The sequence below is a fragment of the Pseudomonas frederiksbergensis genome (assembly GCF_003732705.1).
GTDB classification, from domain to species: Bacteria; Pseudomonadota; Gammaproteobacteria; order Pseudomonadales; family Pseudomonadaceae; genus Aquipseudomonas; species Aquipseudomonas frederiksbergensis_F.
The window spans coordinates 202,352-222,911 of the sequence record NZ_MOBR01000004.1 but is presented as its reverse complement, the minus strand read 5'-3'; the positions used below and the strand labels follow the sequence as shown (position 1 = coordinate 222,911).

Below are 20,560 nucleotides of genomic sequence, written 5' to 3'. Positions count from 1 at the left end.
CATGACCCGGCCTCTGGTCTGGTTGCTGCTGTGTTTGCTCCCTGCGCTGGCTACCGCGCAGGACGAACCGCTGCGGCTGGGCTTCAAGGGCGAATTGTTGTCGCTGAGCCGGACTCAGGTGATGTCCCGCGAGCCGCTATCCGCTGACGTGCAAACGCCGCTGGGTAGCCTGTGGAAGTTGTTTGTCTACGGCTGGCTGGTGGATACCGGTGCGCGGGAATCTGCGTATGAGTGTCGCGGGCAGTCGAAAGAAGAAGTTTATTGCTGCTCGGCTGGCGGCAAGATTGGGCGTGATCAGGCGTTGGTGAAGTCGTGCGGGTTGTACTTTGAGCCCGCGCGGCTGGGCATTGACGATGGTGACTGGCGTAAGTATTGGCAGGCACGACAGGCGCCGGAATGGTTGCTGAACTTGCCGTCGTTGCAGCCTGCGACGCGGGTCTCGGTGGTTGAGTTGCTTCGCATGTTAGCCGTAATGCCCGCGCAGGATCAGGCCCGGCGAGTGTTGCTGGATGTGATGTTGAGCGCTGCGGACGGCAATGTCGTGGGCGAACTCGGTGGCCGGTTGCGGGTGAAAACCTGGAGCTGGTTGGGGGATCAGGATCCTTCTTCGCGTCAGGGCGGGTTCGCTGGTTGGACGGTGGATGGCACGCCGATCTGGGCCGGTGGGCGGGGGACCAGTCAGATGGTTTTACGTAATTACGGTGCGGCGTTGGCGTCGGTGGTGCCGGTTGAATGGCCGGTGGATGCGGGGCGTTGCGTCGAGGTGGGGCTGTTTTCTCGTTACCCGATTGGGCGCGTTCTGGCGGGGGATCGGGTTGTTGGCTCGGGTCCGTTGCAGGGCGACTATCGCGTCGAGTTCGCCAATGGCAATCAGCTGGATATCCACAGCGACGGCGAGTTGTTTTTGCTGAAGGACAAGGTTGTTGCTCGCCTGGATCGTGAAGAATACGTCGCTCGCGTCCTGCAACGGGAAGCCAAATCCGAACCTGCAGAAGCCGCGAAAGCACTGGCCATCGCCATCAGAACCTACCTGCTGCAAAACGCCACCCGCAACGGTGACTGCCTGAGCATCGACGACAGCAGCAGTCGCCAGCGCGTCGCCCCTCGCCCGGCCACCGCTGAATCGCGCAACATCGCCGCATGGACCACCGATTTGGTCCTGGCCGGCAGCACCGTCACCTACCATTCCGACCAACCCGGCCCGGACAAACTGTCCTGGCAACAAGCCGTCGAACAAGCCAACGCCGGCCAGCGCTACGACGCCATCCTGCTGCACGCCTACCCGCGCGCCAGCCTCAGCCGCTGGGACAACCCCGTCGCCTCCTGCGAAGCGTTGCCCGCCGCACAAGACTGGCTACAAACCCAACGTCGCGGCTGGCGAGCGCGATTGGAAAGCGAAGTCGGCTACAACGAAGTCAACACCTTCGCCGTCTGCCGCCTGGCCTTCGGCCGCCCCTACGTCGACCGCGAACGCCAGCGCATCTACGTGCGCGGCGTGCTGTCGCTACAAGACCGCCTCGACCTGACCCACGAATACCTGCACCTGGCCTTCGAAGCACACCCCAACGGCCAGGATGAAACCTACATCGAAGGGCTCGCCCGCCACCTCTTGCTGGAATAGGCCATGAAACTCCGTTATCCACAGGTCTTCCTGTTCCTCTGTACCTTTTGCGCACTGCCGACGACCTTCGCCGCCGCCGTTGACCTTGATACCCCCGTGGGTGGTTGGCGCACAGGCGCGGTTGAAGGCGAAGGCGAAAACTACCGCCAGACCGTCAACTACCCGGCCTCCTCGGTGAACACACCGGCCGGCCAGGCCAACACCGCGCGCATCAGCGGCCAGATCAAAGCCACGCCCAAATCGAATGAGCCGGGTCGCTTGATCGTCAACGGCATCAGCATGCCGCTGAAAATCGATGACGCCGGACGCTTTGATCGGCCGTACTCGTTTCCCAACGGCAGCAACAGCGTTGAAGTGCGCAGCCCGGATGGACAGCAACGGCATCGCACGCAGTTTCTTCACACCAGTGGTGGGGCTACGCCGGCCAAGTTGCGGGTATTGCTGTCGTGGGATAGCGACAACACGGATCTGGATTTGCACCTCGTCACCCCCGACGGTGCACATATCTGGTACGGCGACCGGATTGCACCGAATGGTGCGGCGCTCGATGTGGACGTGACCACAGGGTATGGGCCGGAAATCTTCTCCATGCCGGCGCCGATCAAGGGGCAGTATTTGGTTTATGTGAACTACTTCGGTGGTGGGTATCGGAGTGATGAGGACGGGCAGGAAGATGCGGCTCAGGCGCTGACGACGGCGCAGGTGACGGTGATAACGGAGGAAGGGACGCCGAATGAGAAGATGGAGACGTTCCTGGTGCCGATGCGGGCGGTGGGGGAGTTGACGTTGGTTAAGGGGTTTAGTTATCCGTGAGGGGGATTGTGCAAGCAGCTCTTGCACAATTGAATTGTGCAGCAGCTTGCTGCCCAATTGCTTGAATGATGGCAGACCGGTTTGGTCAGCAGGTTACTGACCAATCTCCGGACGTTCAGGCGTTTTCTGAGACTGAGTCTGAAGAGTCGAGATCATCCAGGTTGACCTTTACTCGCTGAGGCGCTGAGAGCCTCTCAGTAACCACCCTCACAAGCACTACCTCTGCTTCGATGGACGACTTTTTTACTGGTGAACGCTGACTTGGGTCTTCTTCGGCCGGGGATTTGGTGGGGGCGATGATGAACTACCTCCGATAATGACTTTTCTTCAGACATTAAAAAGCCGGCTTGTGGCCGGCTTCTCGGGGACTGGCTTGGTTCATTTTTGGTAAACCGCGCCAGCCTTCAAAACGTACACCCGGATCTTGCGTCCGGCTGTGGGACTCGGCGAGAAAATCATCTGCTTCGTCGGTGCGATCAGCGCCGCGGGGCGGGGTGATGCGCAAATGTGGGGCGCAGCATACTGATTATTTTGGGGAATTCCCAGCTTGATGTACGGGTTAGAGCTTTCGTGTGCCAGGGTGTGGGTAGCCTGTCCGGGTTTTCGGGGTGACTGTTCCACCGCTTTCGCGAGCAAGCCCGCTCCCACAAGGATTACTTAGTACCTGTGGGAGGGGGCTTGCTCGCGAAGGGCGCGGCACGGTTTACAGGAACGGCACCGACGGCCGCCGTTTATTCAGGGTCGACCACCAGAACACCCAGCCCAATATCCTGATGTTCTGATCTTCAATCTGCTCGGCCCGGAAGATTTCATCCGGGTATTCGGCCTTGTTATGGCTACGCAGCCGCAACGCATTCCCCGGCATGCGGTGCAGATACTTGATCCGCAACATCCCGTCATGCTCGATGGCGTAAATTTCCCCATCAATAATCTGCGTCAGCCCGCGATCAATCGCGAGGGTGGAGCCGTCTTCAATTTTCTCGCCCATGCTGTTGCCGATCATGTGGGTGCAGATAGCGTCTCTGGGATTAACCTCAAGGGCGTCGAGGTGGCTGCGGGGCAGGCGGATGGATTGGTTGGGGTCCTCGACGACGTGGGTTTTGTAGGAGCCGGGGGCTTTGGCGGTTTCCTTGTAAAAGGGCAGTTCGACGTCGACAGGTTCGATGACGGTGTAAATGCCGCGGATGGCCTGGGCGTTGAAGGTGTTGCCGGATTCGTCGACCACGCGCAGTGGGGCGAGGTCTTGTGGGCCTTCGCCGGTTTTCAGCCAGTGACTGTTGACGGACAGTATTCTCGCCACCTCTTCCATGCGGTAGGCGGGCACACCTCGGGTGTACCAGTTGTGGATGTTTTGGGCTTCGGTGTCCCAGAAAGCGGCGAATCCCGTTGTCGTGATCTTCGCCTCTTCCAGGAGTGCTTTGAATCGTGGACCGCTCGTGTTCTTTTTCATAAACGCGAGTTTACTGGCGAGGAATGGGGGTTTGAATAAACCACCTGTTCAAATTACGCGGGAATTTTAAGACCGGATGTAAGACGTCTTACGCCGGTTTTAAACAAGAAAAAACCAGAAGCAAAAATCATTAAACGCTACGTTTAAAGCCATTATCTACGCCCACAAAAAACCCCGGATCAACCGGGGTTCTTCTTGAAGCTTAAAGCTTGCAGCTAAACGCTGGCTTTAGCCCTTGTAAGCAGCAACCGACTTCATGATCTCGGTGCGAGCGGCTTCTGAATCGCCCCAACCTTCGATCTTCACCCATTTGCCTTTTTCGAGGTCTTTGTAGTTCGCGAAGAAGTGCTCGATCTGCTGGATCAGCAGTTGTGGCAGGTCGCTGCATTCCTTCACGTCGACGTACAGCTGGGACAGCTTGTCGTGTGGGACTGCGATGACTTTGGCATCGCCGCCGCCGTCGTCGGTCATGTGCAAGATGCCGATCGGGCGAGCGCGGATCACGGAGCCTGGGGCAACCGGGTAAGGGGTCACGACCAGCACGTCGAGGGGATCACCGTCGTCAGCCAGGGTGTTAGGGATGAAACCGTAGTTGGCCGGGTAGAACATCGGGGTGGCCATGAAACGGTCAACGAACAGGCAATCGCTGTCTTTGTCGATTTCGTACTTGATCGGCGCGTGGTTGGCCGGGATCTCGATCGCGACGTAGATGTCGTTCGGCAGGTCTTTGCCAGCCGGAATCTTGCTGTAGCTCATTGGGCGGTGCCCCCGTTAGTTGACCAAAAACACTTGGCCGGATTGACCAAAAAGTGGCGGCGATTATAGGCATATTCCGCCGCCGATGCCATGCGCCTTGGGTCGTGTAGACCTTAGTCGTGTCCCTGATAGACAGGGCTTGAGGCTTGAAGTTGCCGCAGCCGTGCCAGCGGGTCTTGCCGGTAAAACAGTTGCAACTGCTCGTAGACCTGTGGATACGCCTCGTGCAGCAAATCCGGGGCGCTGAAGAAGTATTCGCTGGTGACCGCGAAGAATTCGGCCGGGTTCTCGGCGGCGTAGGGGTCGATGGCGGTGTCGGCGTCCGGGTTGCGGTCCAGATGGCGGTTGAGGTCATCGTAGGCTTCTTGCATGACCTTGGCCCAGTCGCTGACGCGCATGTGCGGATGCAGCGGTGGCAAGCCGTTGGCGTCGCCGTTGAGCATGTCGAGTTTGTGCGCCAGTTCGTGGATCACCAGGTTGTAGCCTTCCCAGCCGCCGCTGGCCATGACGCCGGGCCAGGCGAGGATGATCGGGCCTTGTTGCCAGGCTTCGCCGCTGTGTTCGCCGTCCCATTCGTGTTCGACGCCGCTGGCATCACGATGGCGCTGGGGGCTGAGGAAGTCGTCGGGGTAGAGGACGATTTCGTGGAAGCCCTGATACCAGTTCAAGTCACCGAGGTTCAGTAGCGGCAATTGCGCCTGGGCAGCGAGCAGCAGGCGTTGCTCCTGATGGAGTTCGACGCCGGGTAGCGCGGTCAGGTGTTTGTCTTCCAGGAACAACACGCTGGCTTCACGCAGCCACTGGTCTTCAGCGGCGCTGAGGCCGTCCAGGAAGCTCAAGTGATGGCGCACCCGCTGCCACATGTCGTCGGCAATCGGGTGCCTGGCCAGGATGCGCCGGCGACGCCAGGCGCTCAGTGACCACATGGGCTCAGCGGGTTTCGGCTTTGGAACTCGAACCGCCGAAGCGGCTGCGCACGAAACCGATGATCATCGGCACCAGCGACAGCAGGATGATGCCCACCACCAGCAACGACAGGTTTTTCTTGATGAACGGTACGTTGCCGAAGAAGTAACCGAGGGTCACCAGGCCGCCGACCCACAGGATCGTGCCGAGCACACTAAAGAAGAAGAAACGCGGATAAGGCATTTTGCCGAGGCCGGCGACGAACGGTGCAAAGGTGCGGATGATCGGCAGGAAGCGCGCCAAGGTCACGGTTTTGCCGCCGTGCTTGTCGTAGAAGTCGTGGGTTTGTTGCAGATAATCGCGGCGGAAGATTTTCGAGTTCGGGTTGCTGAAGAGTTTCTCGCCCGCCGTTCGTCCGATCACGTAGTTGGTGCTGTCACCGAGGATCGCCGCCAGCATCAACAGGCCGCCCAGCAACACCGGGTCCATACCGCCGCCGGCCGCAACAGCACCGGCGATGAAAAGCAGGGAGTCGCCCGGCAGGAAGGGCATCACCACCAGACCGGTCTCGCAGAAAATCACCAGAAACAGGATGGCGTAGATCCATGGCCCGTAGTTATTCACCAGCAAGTCGAGATACACATCGAGATGCAGGATAAGGTCGATCGGGTTGAAATCCATGGGGGGCACCTGTGGTGATGGTCCGACTCAGCAGACCTGTGCATATGACTTCATGTAAGCCTACAAATGAATGTAGTTTTTCTTACAAGCCGGGAAGCTCGGGATTATACGGTGGGAATAGTGAAAAGCGCGTCGAGATTGTAGCGGGGGATGTCACGGTGAGACCGGTGGCTCACGCCGATCTTTGTTGGTTTGAGCTTTTGTGGCGAGGGGGCTTGCCCCCGTTGGGGCGCGAAGCGGCCCCCTGCATTTCAGGCAGTTACACCGCGTTGTCTGGTTTTACGACTGCTTCGCAGCCGAACGGGGGCAAGCCCCCTCGCCACAAAAGCTCCCTCGCCACAAAAGCCCGCCCGCCGTAGCGCCGTTATAATTCGTCGCTAATCGGCAACACGTAGTTCTTGAATTCGGTGTCTTCCTTGAACCCGATCGACTCGTAAGTCTTCTGCGCCACTTCATTATTGCTGCTGGTGGACACACGCATGCGCACGGCGTTGGTTTCCTTGGCCATTTTCTTCGCGGTGCGAATCAGGTTGTCGGCGACCAGTTGGCGGCGGGCGTCTTCGGCGACGTAGATGTCGTTGAGGATCCACACGCGTTTAAGCGATAGCGACGAAAAGCTCGGGTAGAGCTGACAAAAACCCATCAACTTGTTGTTGTCGTCATCGGACAGGGCCAGGTAGATCACCGATTCCTTGCGGCGCAGGCGTTTTTCGAGGAACGCCCGGGACGAGTCCGGATACGGCAGGGAGCCATAAAACTCGCGATATTTGACGAATAACGGGGTCAGCAGGTCCAGGTGTTCGAGGGTCGCTTGAATAATCCGCATGGTAGGTCTCGCTTCAAGTGGCTGTCATACGTGCGTGACGGCGATGGGAAACCCCTGGCGGCCGTGCGTCGATCGTGCCTGAAACCGAATCAGAAACGCAATGCGGAAACGGTTCAGGCATCCGGCGGACTGAGTAGGAAATTACCTTTCATGTCCGCTCCAGTTTCCGACTCCAGTGTCTGAACCTGGGCTTCGTCCTTCAAATTGACTCCCGACAACTGCCGCCGACACGCTTCGCGCATCAGGTACAACAAGCGGTGGGCCGCCATGCCATAGCTGAGGCCTTCGAGCCGAACGTTGGAGATGCAGTTGCGATAAGCATCTGTGAGGCCAATCTTTGGATTGTAGGTGAAATATAAACCCAGGCTATCAGGTGAACTGAGACCCGGGCGTTCACCTATCAAAATGACCACCATTTTCGCGCCCAGCAACTCGCCGATCTCGTCGGCCACGGCCACCCGGCCCTGTTCCACCAGAATCACCGGTGACACGGACCAGCCATCCTCTGAGGCCTGTTCTTCCATGCGCGTGAGAAACGGCAACGTATGGCGATGAACGGCCAACGCCGACAGACCATCGGCGACCACGATCACCAAATCCACGCCGCCCGGATGGGCCGAGGCGTAATCACGCAGGATTTGCGCCGACTCGTCGCTCAACTTGCGTCCCAGATCGGGACGTTGCAAATAGCTGTTCCGGTCTGTGGCGGCGCTGTGCAGCAGCAAACTCTCGCGCCCGCGCTCGGCCAATTGTGCGCTGAGTCCCGCGTGATCGAATGGCAAGTGCACCGCGTCCCGGGCCTGGGCGTGGGCGTACTGAAAATCCAGTTGTGCGCTGGTGGGCATGCTGGTGCCTGTGCGGCCGAGGGCAATGCGCGCCGGGGTCAGGCGCCGCAGTTCCAGCCACGGGTTCTGCGGATCAACGGGTGGTTTATCCATATCAACACTCATCCCAATTGCGCCAGGGCCTGGCGAAAGGCCGGCGGCAGGTTGTTACCGAAGTGAACCTTGCCGTCCGCCTGGGTGAAAATCCCCATCTTCGCCAGCCACTGCTCGAACTCCGGCGCCGGTTTCAAGCCCAGGGTTTGCCGGGCGTAGAGGGCGTCGTGGAACGAAGTGGTCTGGTAGTTGAGCATGATGTCGTCGGAGCCGGGAATGCCCATGATGAAGTTGATCCCGGCCACGCCCAGCAGGGTCAGCAAGGTGTCCATGTCGTCCTGGTCGGCTTCGGCGTGGTTGGTATAGCAGATGTCGCAACCCATCGGCACGCCCAATAACTTGCCGCAGAAGTGATCTTCGAGGCCGGCGCGGATGATCTGTTTGCCGTTGTAGAGGTATTCCGGGCCGATAAATCCTACGACGGTGTTCACCAAAAACGGTTTGAAATGTCGCGCCACGGCGTAGGCCCGGGTCTCGCAGGTCTGCTGATCAATGCCGTGGTGGGCGTTGGCTGACAAAGCGCTACCCTGGCCGGTTTCGAAATACATCAGGTTTTGCCCGAGGGTGCCGCGATTCAGGCTCAACCCAGCGTCGTAGCCTTCCTGCAATACGTTCAGGTTAATGCCGAAACTGGCGTTGGCTGCTTCAGTACCGGCAATCGACTGGAACACCAGGTCCAGTGGCACGCCACGGTTGACCGCCTCGATGGAGGTGGTGACGTGGGTCAGCACGCAGGCCTGGGTCGGGATGTCGTAGCGCTGGATGATCGCGTCGAGCATTTCCAGCATGGCGCAGATCGAGGCGATGCTGTCGGTGGCCGGGTTGATGCCGATCATCGCGTCGCCGTTGCCGTACAGCAGACCGTCGAGAATACTCGCGGCGATGCCGGCGGGTTCGTCGGTCGGGTGATTCGGTTGCAGGCGTGTGGATAAGCGCCCGCGCAGGCCCATGGTGCCGCGAAACTCGGTGACCACGCGGATTTTCTGCGCCACCAGCACCAAGTCCTGCACGCGCATGATTTTCGACACGGCGGCGGCCATTTCCGGGGTCAGGCCGGGGGCGAGGTCGCGCAGGCTCTGTTCGTCGGCGGCGTCGCTGAGCAGCCAGTCGCGAAACCCGCCGACGGTGAGGTGGCTGACCACGGCGAAGGCTTGTTTGTCGTGAGTGTCGATGATTAGTCGGGTGACTTCATCGGCCTCGTAGGGAATCAGTACTTCCTGTAGGAAATGGCTCAGCGGAATGTCGGCCAGCGCCATTTGCGCGGCCACGCGCTCGCCATCGTTGAGGGCGGCAACACCGGCCAGGAAGTCCCCGGAACGCGCCGGGCTGGCCTTGGCCATGACTTCCTTGAGGCTGTCGAAACGGTAGGTCTGGGCGCCGACGGAATGGGCAAATGCGGCCATGGGACGGAGTCCTCCTGATTAAAAGTGTGGCCCGTAGGAGCGAGGCTTGCCCGCGATGAAAACGCCGCGGTTTTACAGATGCACTGCGGTGATGCCATCGCGGGCAAGCCTTGCTCCTACAGGGCAGGGGTGCTCTCAAATAGGGCGCTGAGCCCGGCACCGGTGCAACTCAGATACCTTCGAGCATAGCGTCTGCCGGCGCGTCGGCGCGCTGCTTGGCGGTCAACTGGAAGTACAGATAACCCGTCGCCATGAAACCAAGGAACACCAAGCCAATCACCGTGTTGAACCACGCCATCGCCACCAAACACACCACCGCCAGGAACAGCGCAATCCCCGGCACGATCGGGTAGCCCGGCGCGCGGAAGGTGCGTTCCAGGTTCGGCTCGGTTTTACGCAGTTTGAACAGGCTGAGCATGCTGATGATGTACATCACGATGGCGCCGAACACCGACATGGTGATCATCGCCGCTGTCAGGGTCATGCCTTGCAGGTTGACCAGACCGTCGCTGTAGATCGCCGCGATGCCGATCACGCCGCCGGCCAGGATCGCCCGGTGCGGGGTCTGGAAACGCGAGAGTTTGGCCAGGCCTTTAGGCAGATAACCGGCGCGGGCCAGGGCGAAGAACTGCCGCGAGTAACCCAGGATGATCCCGTGGAAACTCGCTACCAGACCGAACAGACCGATCCAGACCAACATATGCATCCAGCTCGAATTGTTGCCGACTACCGCTTTCATCGCCTGAGGCAGCGGGTCGTTGATGTTCGACAGTTGGCGCCAGTCGCCGACGCCGCCGGCCATCACCATCACGCCGATAGCGAGGAACACCAGGGTCAGAATGCCGCTGACGTAAGCCTTGGGAATCGTGCGTTTCGGGTCCTTGGCTTCCTCGGCCGCCATGGCCGCGCCTTCAATGGCCAGGAAGAACCAGATCGCAAAGGGGATCGCCGCAAAGATGCCCGGGATCGAAGCCATGGTGAATTCGTTGGAACCTGACCAGCCGTTGAGCACGAAGTTACTGAAGCTGAAGCCCGGCGCGACCACGCCCATGAACACCAGCAATTCAGCGACTGCAAGCACGGTGACCACCAGTTCAAACGTCGCGGCAATGCTGACACCGAGAATGTTCAGGCCCATGAACACGAAGTAGGCGCCGACCGCTGCGATCTTCGGGTCCAGTTCCGGATACTGCACGTTGAGATAGGCGCCGATGGCCATGGCAATCGCCGGTGGCGCAAAGACGAATTCGATCAGGGTGGCGATGCCGGCGATCAGTCCGCCTTTCTCGCCAAACGCCCGTCGGCTGTAGGCAAACGGCCCGCCCGCGTGGGGAATCGCGGTGGTCAGTTCGGTGAAACTGAAGATGAAGCAGGTGTACATCGTCGCCACCATCAATGCGGTGACGAGGAAACCCAATGTGCCTGCGGTGCCCCAGCCGTAGCTCCAGCCGAAGTACTCGCCGGAAATCACCAGGCCGACGGCAATGCCCCATAAGTGCAGGGTGCCGAGTGTGGGTTTGAGCTGTGTAGTAGAAGTCATAAGTCCTCTCTATTTTTTATTGTTTGATCGGTTGGACTTTCAGGTGTGGCGGTTACAGCGGGCACGCAAAGCCCGTGCCAGAGGGGCAGGGCGCTGTTTTTCGGTGTGATTGAGGACGCCTTCGTTGGCAAGCCATGCTCCCGTAGGAGCAAGGCTTGCCCGCGATGGCCGTTACGCGGTCCCGCGACGGGTTTAGAAGAAGCCCAACGGATTGATGTCGTAGCTCACCAGCAGGTTTTTGGTCTGCTGATAGTGGTCGAGCATCATCTTGTGGGTTTCACGCCCGACGCCGGACTTTTTGTAACCACCGAACGCGGCATGCGCCGGGTACAGGTGGTAGCAGTTGGTCCACACACGACCGGCCTTGATGGCGCGGCCCATGCGATAGGCGCGGTTAATGTCGCGGGTCCAGAGACCGGCGCCCAGGCCGAACTCGGTGTCGTTGGCGATGGCCAGGGCTTCGGCTTCGTCCTTGAACGTGGTGATGCTCACCACCGGGCCAAAGATTTCTTCCTGGAACACGCGCATTTTGTTGGTGCCCTTGAGCAGGGTCGGCTGGATGTAATACCCGGTCGCCAGGTTGCCCTCAAGTTTTTCTACTTTGCCGCCGGTCAGCAGCTCGGCGCCTTCGCCCTTGGCAATTTCCAAGTACGAAAGGATTTTGTCGAATTGCTGCTCGGATGCCTGGGCGCCGACCATGGTGTCGGTGTCCAGCGGGTCGCCACGTTTGATCGACAGGACTTTCTTCATCACCACTTTCATGAAGTCGTCGTAGATCGATTCCTGCACCAGTGCGCGGGACGGGCAGGTGCAGACTTCGCCCTGGTTGAAGAATGCGAGCACCAGGCCTTCAGCGGCTTTTTCGATGAAGGTTTCTTCGGCTTGCATGATGTCGGCGAAGAAGATGTTCGGCGACTTGCCACCCAGCTCCACGGTGGACGGAATAATGTTTTCGGCGGCGGCGTGCATGATGTGCGAGCCAACCGGGGTCGAACCTGTAAACGCGATCTTGGCGATGCGTTTGCTGGTGGCCAGGGCTTCGCCGGCTTCTTTGCCGAACCCTTGCACCACGTTCAGTACGCCGGGTGGCAGCAGGTCGCCGATCAGTTCCATCAGTACGGTGATGCCCAGCGGAGTTTGCTCGGCGGGCTTGAGCACCACGCAGTTACCGGCGGCCAGGGCCGGGGCGAGTTTCCACGCGGCCATCAGGATCGGGAAGTTCCACGGGATGATCTGCCCGACCACGCCCAGCGGTTCATGGATGTGATAAGCCACGGTGTTGCCGTCGATCTCGGCGGCGCTGCCTTCCTGGGCGCGGATGCAACCGGCGAAGTAGCGGAAGTGATCCGCCGCCAGCGGGATGTCGGCGTTGAGGGTTTCGCGAACGGCTTTGCCGTTGTCCCAGGATTCGGTGATGGCCAGCAGTTCCAGGTTCTGCTCGATGCGGTCGGCGATTTTCAGCAGCACCAGCGAACGCGCCTGGGCGGACGTGGCGCCCCAGGCATCTGCAGCCGCGTGGGCGGCGTCCAGGGCTTTGTCGATGTCTTCGGCCGTGGAGCGCGGGAATTCGGCAATCGGTTGGCCATTCACTGGCGAGGTATTGGTGAAGTACTGACCTTTGACAGGCGCGACGAACTCGCCGCCGATGTAGTTACCGTATTTGCTCTTGAACGAAACGATAGCGCCTTCAGTACCGGGGTGAGCGTAACGCATGGTGATTTCTCCTTGGCTTTTGTGCTTATAAGGGAGAGCGCATGTGCGCCTGCTATAAGCGTAGAGCAAAGGTTGGGCCACTGCCTTGCAGGGCAGGTAAATCAAGGCCTTGCGCGGATTTTGTCGGACCAGCGGGCGGCGTCTGTGACGGTTTCGGTACAGCCTGGGTGACAGTTTGTACCGCTTGTGGCACAGGCTGTGACCGGGTGGTCTTGCCAGCATTGCAATGAAGGCTAGGCTGGAGGATGCTCGGAACCCATATGACTCAGTTATAGCGATCTACGCACCTTTGATGGCTGCTGCATAACCTGTAGGAGCTGAGCTTGCTCGCGATGACGCCTGTACAGCCAACATCAACGTTGAATGTCCGGACGCCATCGCGAGCAAGTTCAGCTCCTACAGGGGCGTGTAAGCGGTTCGGGGAGAATAATAAGAAATGCACGACAACCATTTGAGTCGCCATGCCCAGCAAGTCCTGACTGTCACCCAGGGCAAATCGCACTTGCACGGTCCCGGCAGCGATCCGTCGATTGCCCGCTCCTGGCTGCGCTGTCTTGAGGACTATCACCTCGACCCGGCCCTGACCATGGCGCCGACGGTGCTGGAGCATGGTCGCGTGCTGGAAAGTCGCGAACGCTTGCAACAAGTGCTGCAGATCGCCGGCAACGAAATGACCAGCCTGCACCAGCAACTCTCCGGTGCCGGCCACGCGGTGCTGCTGACCGATGCCCGAGGGGTGATCCTCAATTGCGTCACCGCCCCTGCCGAACGCAAGATTTTCGAGCGCGCCGGGCTTTGGCTTGGTGCTGACTGGAGCGAAGCCTGCGAAGGCACCAACGGCATCGGCACCTGTCTGGTGGAACGCCAGGCGCTGACGATTCACCAGGACGAACACTTTCGCGGCCGCCACACCGGCCTGACCTGCTCGGCGAGCCCCGTATTCGACCCCCACGGCGAACTGCTGGCAGTGCTCGACGTGTCCTCGGCCCGCCATGAAGTCTCGCGCCAGAGCCAGTTCCACACCATGGCCCTGGTCAACCTCTCGGCGAAAATGATCGAGAGCTGCTATTTCCTGCGTTACTTCGACAATCAATGGCTGCTGCGTTTTCACTTGCAGGCCGAATCCGTCGGGCTGTTCAGCGAAGGGCTGCTGGCGTTCGATGGGGAAGGGCGGATCAGCGCGGTCAACCAGAGCGCACTGAACCTGTTGGGGCACATTCGCGGCGGGTTGCTGGGCAAACCGGTGGAAGCGTTTTTCGATTGCTCGCTGGATGAGTTGCTCGGCCGAGCGAGCGTGAATGCCAGCGCTAGTTGGCCGCTGCGCACCCGTGACGGTCGCAGTCTGTTTGCGCTGCTGCGGGGCCAGCCGCGCAGTATTCCGGTGCCGGTGGCACCCAGCCCGGTGATTGTCGAGCGTCCGCGCCTGTCCGGCATTTGCCTGGGCGATGCGGCGTTGCAGGAGGATTTCCGCAAGTCCCTGCGGGTGTTCGAACGGGACGTGCCGCTGCTGATCAATGGCGAAACCGGCTCCGGCAAGGAAGCCTTCGCCAAAGCCGTGCACCAGGCCAGTCAACGGGCCAATAAATCTTTCGTCGCCCTCAACTGCGCGGCCATCCCTGAAAGCCTGATCGAAAGCGAACTGTTCGGCTATCGCGGCGGCAGTTTCACCGGCGCGCGCAAGGAAGGCATGCGCGGCAAGTTGCAGCAGGCGGATGGAGGCACGTTGTTCCTCGATGAAATCGGCGACATGCCGCTGGCGTTGCAGACCCGACTATTAAGGGTGCTGGAAGATCGCCAGGTGGTGCCGATTGGTGGGGAGCCGGAATCGGTGAACGTCAGAATTATCAGCGCCACTCACCGGAATTTGCTGGATCGGGTGCAGGACGGCAGCTTCCGTGAGGATTTGTACTACCGGCTCAATGGCCTGGAAGTGGCGTTGCCGGCCCTGCGCGACCGCAGCGATAAATCGCAGTTGCTGGATTTCTTGCTGGCCGAAGAGGCGGGTGGGGAAACGGTGCTGATTGATCAACCGGCGCGGGAAGCCCTGCTCGGCTTCGCCTGGCCGGGGAACGTGCGACAGTTGCGCAATGTGCTGCGTACGCTGGCGGCGTTGTGTGATGGCGGACGGATCGGGCTGGAGGATTTGCCGGCGATGATTCGTCAGGCCCGGCCGGTGATTGCGTTGGTGGTGGACGAGCCGTCCGAGCATCCGCTGGAGGATGCCGAGCGGTTGGCGTTGCTTAATGCCCTGGAGCAACAGCGGTGGCATATGACGCACACGGCAGAACAACTCGGTGTCAGTCGTAATACCCTCTATCGAAAACTGCGTAAACACGGCATCGCCCGCTCTGCCTGACTGATCGTTCCCACGCTCTGCGTGGGAATGCCTCAACGGACGCTCCGCGTTCGGCTCTGGAAGGGTCGCGGAGCGTCCCGGGCTGCATTCCCACGCAGAGCGTGGGAACGATCATGTGCACGCACCTGAAACAAAGGTGCGAATTTTCCCACCCTACGCTAACCTGCGGCCATGTTTTACGAGGTCGACTATGCACATTCATATTCTTGGTATCTGCGGCACTTTCATGGGTTCGATGGCGGTTCTGGCCAAAGAGCTGGGCCATCACGTGACCGGCTCCGATGCCAACGTCTATCCGCCGATGAGCACTCAGCTTGAGGCTCAGGGCATTCAGTTGACCCAGGGCTACGACCCGGCGCAGCTCGATCCGGCCCCGGACCTGGTGGTGATCGGCAATGCCATGTCCCGCGGTAACCCGGCGGTCGAGTACGTCCTGAACAAAGGCCTGCCTTACGTTTCCGGCCCGCAATGGCTGGCCGAACACGTACTGCGGGGCCGCTGGGTACTGGCCGTCGCCGGGACCCACGGCAAGACCACCACCAGCAGCATGCTCGCCTGGGTGCTGGAACACGCGGGCATGAGCCCGGGTTTCCTGATCGGCGGTGTGCCGCAGAATTTCTCGGTGTCCGCTCGCTTGGGCGGCACACCGTTTTTCGTGATCGAAGCCGATGAATACGACAGCGCGTTCTTCGACAAACGCTCCAAGTTCGTTCACTACGGCCCGCGCACGGCGATCCTGAACAATCTTGAGTTCGATCACGCCGACATCTTCCCCGATCTTCCTGCGATCGAGCGGCAGTTCCACCATTTGGTGCGGACCATCCCGAGCGAAGGCCTGGTGATCCATCCGACCACTGAGCCCGCGCTGCAACGGGTGATCGAAATGGGTTGCTGGACCCCGGTGCAAACCACGGGTGTCGGCGGCCAGTGGCAAGTCAAACTGCTGAGCGAAGATGGATCGAAGTTTGAAGTGATGTTCGAAGGCGTCGCCCAAGGTGTGGTCGAGTGGGACATGACCGGCCAGCACAACGTCGCCAACGCCTTGGCCACATTGGCCGCCGCACGCCATGTCGGCGTCGTGCCTTCGATGGGCATCGCCGCGTTGAGCGCATTCAAAAGCGTGAAGCGGCGGATGGAAGTGGTGGCGCAGGTCAACGGCATCACCATCTACGACGACTTCGCCCACCACCCGACCGCCATCGCCACCACTCTCGACGGCTTGCGCAAGAAGATCGGCGATGCGCCGTTGATTGCGATCATCGAGCCACGCTCCAACTCCATGAAACTCGGCGCGCACCGTGACGGCTTGCCGGAAAGCGTCGTGGATGCCGACCAAGTGATCTGGTACGCGCCGGCCAACCTCGGCTGGGACCTGGCCGGCACGGCGGCGCTGTGCACCGTGCCGTCGATCGTCAGCGATTCCCTGGAAGGCATCATCGAACGCGTGAAGAGCCAGGCCCAACCCGGTACTCACGTGGTGATCATGAGCAACGGCGGCTTCGGCGGCCTGCACGGCAAACTCGCTGAGGCGCTGCAATGAACACTTTTGCTCAGAGCGGCGGCCCGGAACGCATCACGCTGGCCATGACCGGTGCGTCCGGCGCCCAGTACGGTTTGCGCCTGCTGGATTGCCTGATCCGCGAAGACCGCGAGGTGCATTTCCTGATCTCCAAGGCTGCGCAACTGGTGATGGCCACCGAGACGGACGTCACGCTGCCGCCCAAGCCCCAGACCATGCAGGCCTTCCTCACCGAATACACTGGCGCCGCTGCCGGACAGATCAAGGTGTATGGCAAGGAAGACTGGATGTCGCCGGTGGCCTCGGGCTCTGGTGCGCCAGCGGCGATGGTGGTGGTGCCATGTTCGACCGGGACCTTGTCGGCCATCGCCACTGGTGCCTGCAACAACCTGATCGAACGCGCCGCCGATGTCACTTTGAAGGAGCGCCGCCAATTGATTCTGGTGCCGCGCGAGGCGCCGTATTCGAGCATTCATCTGGAGCACATGCTCAAGTTGTCGAACATGGGCGTGACGATTCTGCCGGCCTCGCCGGGTTTCTATCACCAGCCGCAGACCATCGATGACCTGATCGACTTCGTCGTCGCGCGGATCCTGAACCTGCTGAACATTCCTCAGGACATGCTGCCGCGTTGGGGCGAGCACCATTTGAGCAGCGATGAATAAACTGCTGATAGTCCTGCTGGCGTTACAACTGGCCGGTTGCGCCACAGCGCGCACCCTCGATGCCGCCAAACCGGGGGCGCCGGTAGTGTATTCGGGGACGCGGCTGGATTTGTATGCGATGAATGGCGGGTGCTGTGCCAAGGATCGGTTTGGTGCAGAGGCGCCGAGCTATCCTGGGGTGGACCTGCCGGGGAGTGCGTTGCTGGATACGCTATTGTTGCCGTTGTCGTTACTGACGGTGATTGGCGTGAGCTTTCAGGCGACTGGCGGGCTCTGATGATCGTTCCCACGCTCTGCGTGGGAATGCAGCCCGGGACGCTCCGCGTCCCAAAGCGGATGCAGAGCGTCCATTGAGGCATTCCCACGCAGAGCGTGGGAACGATCTATGTGGGGTTACTTGCCGAGCTTACGCAACTCATCCGACTCAACCACCCGCACGCCATCCTGCTCTTCCAGCGCCAGTCGCCACATGGCGCGGGCCAGTTGGCAGGCTTCGATGCCGCGGTATTTGCCCGGGATCAAGCGCGAAAACGGACCGGCGAATTGCTCGGCCATGCGTGGTTCAAGGCGTTCGCCCAGCAGCAGCGAGGGGCGGCAAATGGTCAGTTGCGGCCAGTCCTGCGCGCGCAATGCGTGCTCCATCTCGCCTTTCACCTTGTTGTAGAAAATCGAGGATCTGCGATCAGCCCCCAAGGCACTGATTACAATCAGGTGCCGCGCGCCCATTTCCCGAGCACGTTTGGAAAATGCCACCACCATGTCCAGGTCCACCGCGCGAAACGCCTGCTCGGAACCGGCCTGTTTAATCGTGGTGCCGAGGCAGCAGTAGGCGATGTCGACGCGACCGTTCAATTGCGGCAGAAACACCGCCGGGTCGCCGACGGGGTTTTCCAGGTGGGGGTGCTCGGCCAGTGGCCGGCGTGAAGGTGCCAATACCCGCGTAATCGTTGGCTCATTGAGCAAGCGATCAAGCAAATGTTCGCCGGTTAATCCGGTAGCTCCGGCAAGCAATACATGCTGAGGCGTCAAGTACATAGTGTTTCCCCCTTGATACTATTCAGCTTAGTTGAGCTTGGCGTCCTTGCTGCTGATAGCAGCACTTTGTAATGCTTTTCGCGCTTGTTGCTTGCGCAGCAGTTGCCAGTGGGAGAGGACGGTTTTCGGCGCCCAGATCTGCGGTTCAGAGGCTTCGAAGTTATCCGCCAACTCACGCTCGGCCACGGTGGCCTTGGCCAGTTTGAAGGCTTGCTCCAGATCGTCGGTCTGGTTCAGCGCCTGGGCGAACAGTGCGTCGCCGAAGTAGGTGAAGTTGGCTTCCTCCGAACATCCGAAGGACACCCGGTCGGCCCGGGACGCGGTCATGATCAGGGTGCGTTCGTCTTTCAATGCCGGGATGAAACCACCGGAATAGCAAGAAGAGATGACAATAATCTTGTCGCGATTCTTCAGTGGGGCGAGGACCGCCGCCAGTTCGTCGGCCGGCAGGTCGGCCAGTTCCATGCGCGGCTGGTCGAGCACCAATTCATGTTCGCTGGTGCCGTGGCTGGTCAGGTAGATAAACAGCAAGTCTTCGGGACCACTGCGTTCGGCCAGGGTCTGGACGGCGCGGCGCAGGTTCTCCCGGGTGGCCATCGGCCGGTCGGCGAGGTGCTCGCGATGGTTGACCAGGCGGATCTGGCCGTAAGCGCCGAAGCGGCTGGCGAGCATGTTGGCCACGTAGTCGGATTCGCGCAGGAATACGCTTTGCTTGCCGTCGCCGCCGAGGGTCAGGGTGTACAACTCGACCGCCGAGGTCGAGGCGGGGACGTTGGCCAGCGCTTCGTCGAGCAAGCGGCCCTGGGCCAGTAAGCCGAGTTCCAGCGTGTCGGGCAGCAACTTGCCGTCGGCATCGCGCACGCGCTGGCCATTGATCCAGGTGCCGCTGAGCACGGTGCCATCGGTCAGCACCAGGGTGCCGCGACCCGAATAGCTGTCACTGTCGAAGCCGCCAACGTAGAAACTGCCATCGGCCAGGTTCAAGCGACCCGGGCCGGTGAAGCGCCAGTCGCTGAACTGGCCGACGTAATGGCTGCCGTCGGCGCCGATCAATTCACCCTTGCCGCTGAGCACGCCTTCCTTGAACTGACCGATCCAGACATCGCCATCGGCGTTCTCGTAGCGACCCTTGCCGTTGAGCTGGTTGTCCTTGAAGCTGCCGACATAGATGTCACCGTCGGCGCTGTTGAATGTGCCGTTGCCTTCCAGCTGACCATCGACGAAATGCCCGCTGAACTGATTGCCGCTGGCATCGCCGCGCTGGCCCTCGCCGTTGGGCTTGCCGTGGGCGAACTGGCCTTGATAGGTGCTGCCGTCATCGAGTTCGAGACGACCGAGCCCTGAATATTGATCAGCCTTGAACTCACCGCGGTAAGTCATGCCGTTTTCTTTGAGAGTGCCTTCACCGTCGCGCCGGCCAAGCTTGAAGCCGCCGGTGTAGCTGCTGCCATTGGTGGTCAGGGTGCCCTGGCCGTCGAACAGCCCCTGCTGGAACACCCCGCGATAGACCTCGCCGTTGCTGCCATGCCATTCACCCTGGCCATGCCATTGGCCCTTGTCGAACTGCCCGGCATACCAACTGCCGTTCGGGTAGTCGATGCGGCCCTGGCCCTGCAACAACCCGTTGACCAGATCCCCACGATAGCGTCCGCCGTCCGGCAGACGGGCGTCAGGGGACAACAGTGATTCACCATCGCCGCAAGCGGTGAGCATCAGGGTCAAAGCGAGGAGTGCAAGTGAGCGCATAGCGGGATCCGGGCAATTAGGCGACCGAGTATGCCGCAGCTATGCGTCGCATATATAGAGAAGGTCGCGAAACAGCGTGTGCTGCTTCGCATTCGGGATGGTTTACACGAAACAGAGGGACAGCGGTTCAGCGATGTACGCCGGTTTGTCCGAGCCTTCTATCTCAAGGGTCGCGGTGGCCTTGAGCAACCATTGGCCGGGTTTTTTCTCGGTGACTTCGGTCAGGTCGACCTTGAGCCGCACTTTCGAGTTGACCTTGACCGGCTGAATGAAACGCACGCTGTCGAGGCCGTAATTGACCACCATCTTCAAGCCTTCCGGCAGGATCAGGATGTCTTCCATCAGTTTCGGGATCAGCGACAGCGACAGAAAACCGTGGGCAATGGTGCTGCCAAATGGCGTTTGCGCGGCTTTGACCGGGTCGACGTGAATGAACTGATAATCCCCGGTGGCTTCGGCGAACAGGTTGATGCGCTCCTGATCGATGGTGAGCCATTCGGAACGTCCAAGTTCCTTGCCGACATAATCTTTGAGCTCTGCAACGGGAACATAGGGCATTGAGACTCTCCTTGGGTTTCATCGGATTTATAGT

The 20,560-nt window shown here is 60.3% G+C and carries 18 protein-coding genes; 6 read left to right on the top strand and 12 right to left on the bottom strand.

Features of this window, described 5'->3' with window-relative positions:
- Position 1: 1 nt before the first annotated feature.
- Positions 2-1,621, top strand: a complete 1,620-nt coding sequence (locus tag BK667_RS03220; RefSeq protein WP_123596779.1) for a DUF2300 domain-containing protein — start codon at positions 2-4, stop codon at positions 1,619-1,621.
- 3 nt (positions 1,622-1,624) lie between these two features.
- A complete protein-coding gene (locus BK667_RS03215) occupies positions 1,625-2,434 on the top strand; it encodes a YfaP family protein (protein ID WP_123596778.1) in 810 nt (269 codons plus the stop codon).
- 703 nt (positions 2,435-3,137) lie between these two features.
- Here BK667_RS03215 and BK667_RS03210 read toward each other — a convergent pair.
- The 9 genes from BK667_RS03210 to exaC all read right to left on the bottom strand — a co-directional run bounded on the left by BK667_RS03210 (position 3,138) and on the right by exaC (position 12,647).
- A complete protein-coding gene (locus BK667_RS03210; RefSeq protein WP_123509906.1) occupies positions 3,138-3,884 on the bottom strand; it encodes a S24 family peptidase in 747 nt (248 codons plus the stop codon).
- 228 nt (positions 3,885-4,112) lie between these two features.
- Entirely contained in the window at positions 4,113-4,640 is a 528-nt protein-coding gene (gene ppa / locus BK667_RS03205) for an inorganic diphosphatase (protein WP_054052377.1), read from the bottom strand.
- Between the two features lie 113 nt (positions 4,641-4,753).
- Positions 4,754-5,566 carry a M90 family metallopeptidase gene (locus BK667_RS03200; protein WP_123509905.1) on the bottom strand — a complete coding sequence of 271 codons (813 nt, stop codon included), beginning with the start codon at positions 5,564-5,566 and terminating at the stop codon, positions 4,754-4,756.
- 4 nt (positions 5,567-5,570) lie between these two features.
- Complete coding sequence (locus BK667_RS03195) at positions 5,571-6,227, bottom strand: DedA family protein (RefSeq protein ID WP_123509904.1); 657 nt, start codon at positions 6,225-6,227, stop codon at positions 5,571-5,573.
- Between the two features lie 364 nt (positions 6,228-6,591).
- Positions 6,592-7,053 (bottom strand): GNAT family N-acetyltransferase, encoded by a 462-nt coding sequence (locus BK667_RS03185; protein WP_034148104.1) that lies wholly within the window; start codon positions 7,051-7,053, stop codon positions 6,592-6,594.
- Between the two features lie 113 nt (positions 7,054-7,166).
- Positions 7,167-7,991: an ethanolamine ammonia-lyase subunit EutC gene (gene eutC, locus BK667_RS03180; protein ID WP_185058167.1), complete on the bottom strand. Its 825-nt coding sequence runs from the start codon at positions 7,989-7,991 to the stop codon at positions 7,167-7,169.
- Positions 7,992-7,999: 8 nt separating this feature from the next.
- A complete protein-coding gene (locus BK667_RS03175; protein ID WP_123596776.1) occupies positions 8,000-9,394 on the bottom strand; it encodes an ethanolamine ammonia-lyase subunit EutB in 1,395 nt (464 codons plus the stop codon).
- A 169-nt stretch (positions 9,395-9,563) separates the two neighbouring features.
- On the bottom strand, positions 9,564-10,934 hold the full coding sequence (gene eat / locus BK667_RS03170) for an ethanolamine permease (protein ID WP_123596775.1): 1,371 nt from the start codon (positions 10,932-10,934) through the stop codon (positions 9,564-9,566).
- A 192-nt stretch (positions 10,935-11,126) separates the two neighbouring features.
- Entirely contained in the window at positions 11,127-12,647 is a 1,521-nt protein-coding gene (gene exaC / locus BK667_RS03165) for an acetaldehyde dehydrogenase ExaC (protein ID WP_054052388.1), read from the bottom strand.
- 436 nt (positions 12,648-13,083) lie between these two features.
- Here exaC and BK667_RS03160 point away from each other — a divergent pair, with 436 nt between their 5' ends.
- From BK667_RS03160 to BK667_RS03145, 4 genes are all read left to right on the top strand, one after another.
- The gene (locus tag BK667_RS03160) at positions 13,084-15,003 is read left to right on the top strand and encodes a sigma-54-dependent Fis family transcriptional regulator (RefSeq protein WP_123596774.1); all 1,920 of its coding nucleotides are present in this window, start codon (positions 13,084-13,086) and stop codon (positions 15,001-15,003) included.
- Positions 15,004-15,193: 190 nt separating this feature from the next.
- On the top strand, positions 15,194-16,543 hold the full coding sequence (gene mpl / locus BK667_RS03155; RefSeq protein ID WP_123509962.1) for a UDP-N-acetylmuramate:L-alanyl-gamma-D-glutamyl-meso-diaminopimelate ligase: 1,350 nt from the start codon (positions 15,194-15,196) through the stop codon (positions 16,541-16,543).
- Entirely contained in the window at positions 16,540-17,187 is a 648-nt protein-coding gene (ubiX, locus tag BK667_RS03150) for a flavin prenyltransferase UbiX (protein WP_123404523.1), read from the top strand. Before mpl ends, ubiX begins: the two co-directional genes overlap by 4 nt.
- On the top strand, positions 17,180-17,464 hold the full coding sequence (locus tag BK667_RS03145; protein WP_123596773.1) for a YceK/YidQ family lipoprotein: 285 nt from the start codon (positions 17,180-17,182) through the stop codon (positions 17,462-17,464). The genes ubiX and BK667_RS03145 overlap by 8 nt, the downstream gene beginning before the upstream one ends.
- Before the next feature lie 116 nt (positions 17,465-17,580).
- Here BK667_RS03145 and BK667_RS03140 read toward each other — a convergent pair whose 3' ends face one another.
- From BK667_RS03140 to BK667_RS03130, 3 genes are all read right to left on the bottom strand, one after another.
- Positions 17,581-18,222 (bottom strand): oxidoreductase, encoded by a 642-nt coding sequence (locus BK667_RS03140; RefSeq protein WP_123509898.1) that lies wholly within the window; start codon positions 18,220-18,222, stop codon positions 17,581-17,583.
- A 27-nt stretch (positions 18,223-18,249) separates the two neighbouring features.
- Positions 18,250-19,968, bottom strand: coding sequence for a C13 family peptidase (locus tag BK667_RS03135; protein WP_123596772.1), 1,719 nt, complete (start codon positions 19,966-19,968; stop codon positions 18,250-18,252).
- 102 nt (positions 19,969-20,070) lie between these two features.
- Complete coding sequence (locus BK667_RS03130) at positions 20,071-20,526, bottom strand: MaoC family dehydratase (RefSeq protein WP_008035756.1); 456 nt, start codon at positions 20,524-20,526, stop codon at positions 20,071-20,073.
- Positions 20,527-20,560: the final 34 nt, after the last annotated feature.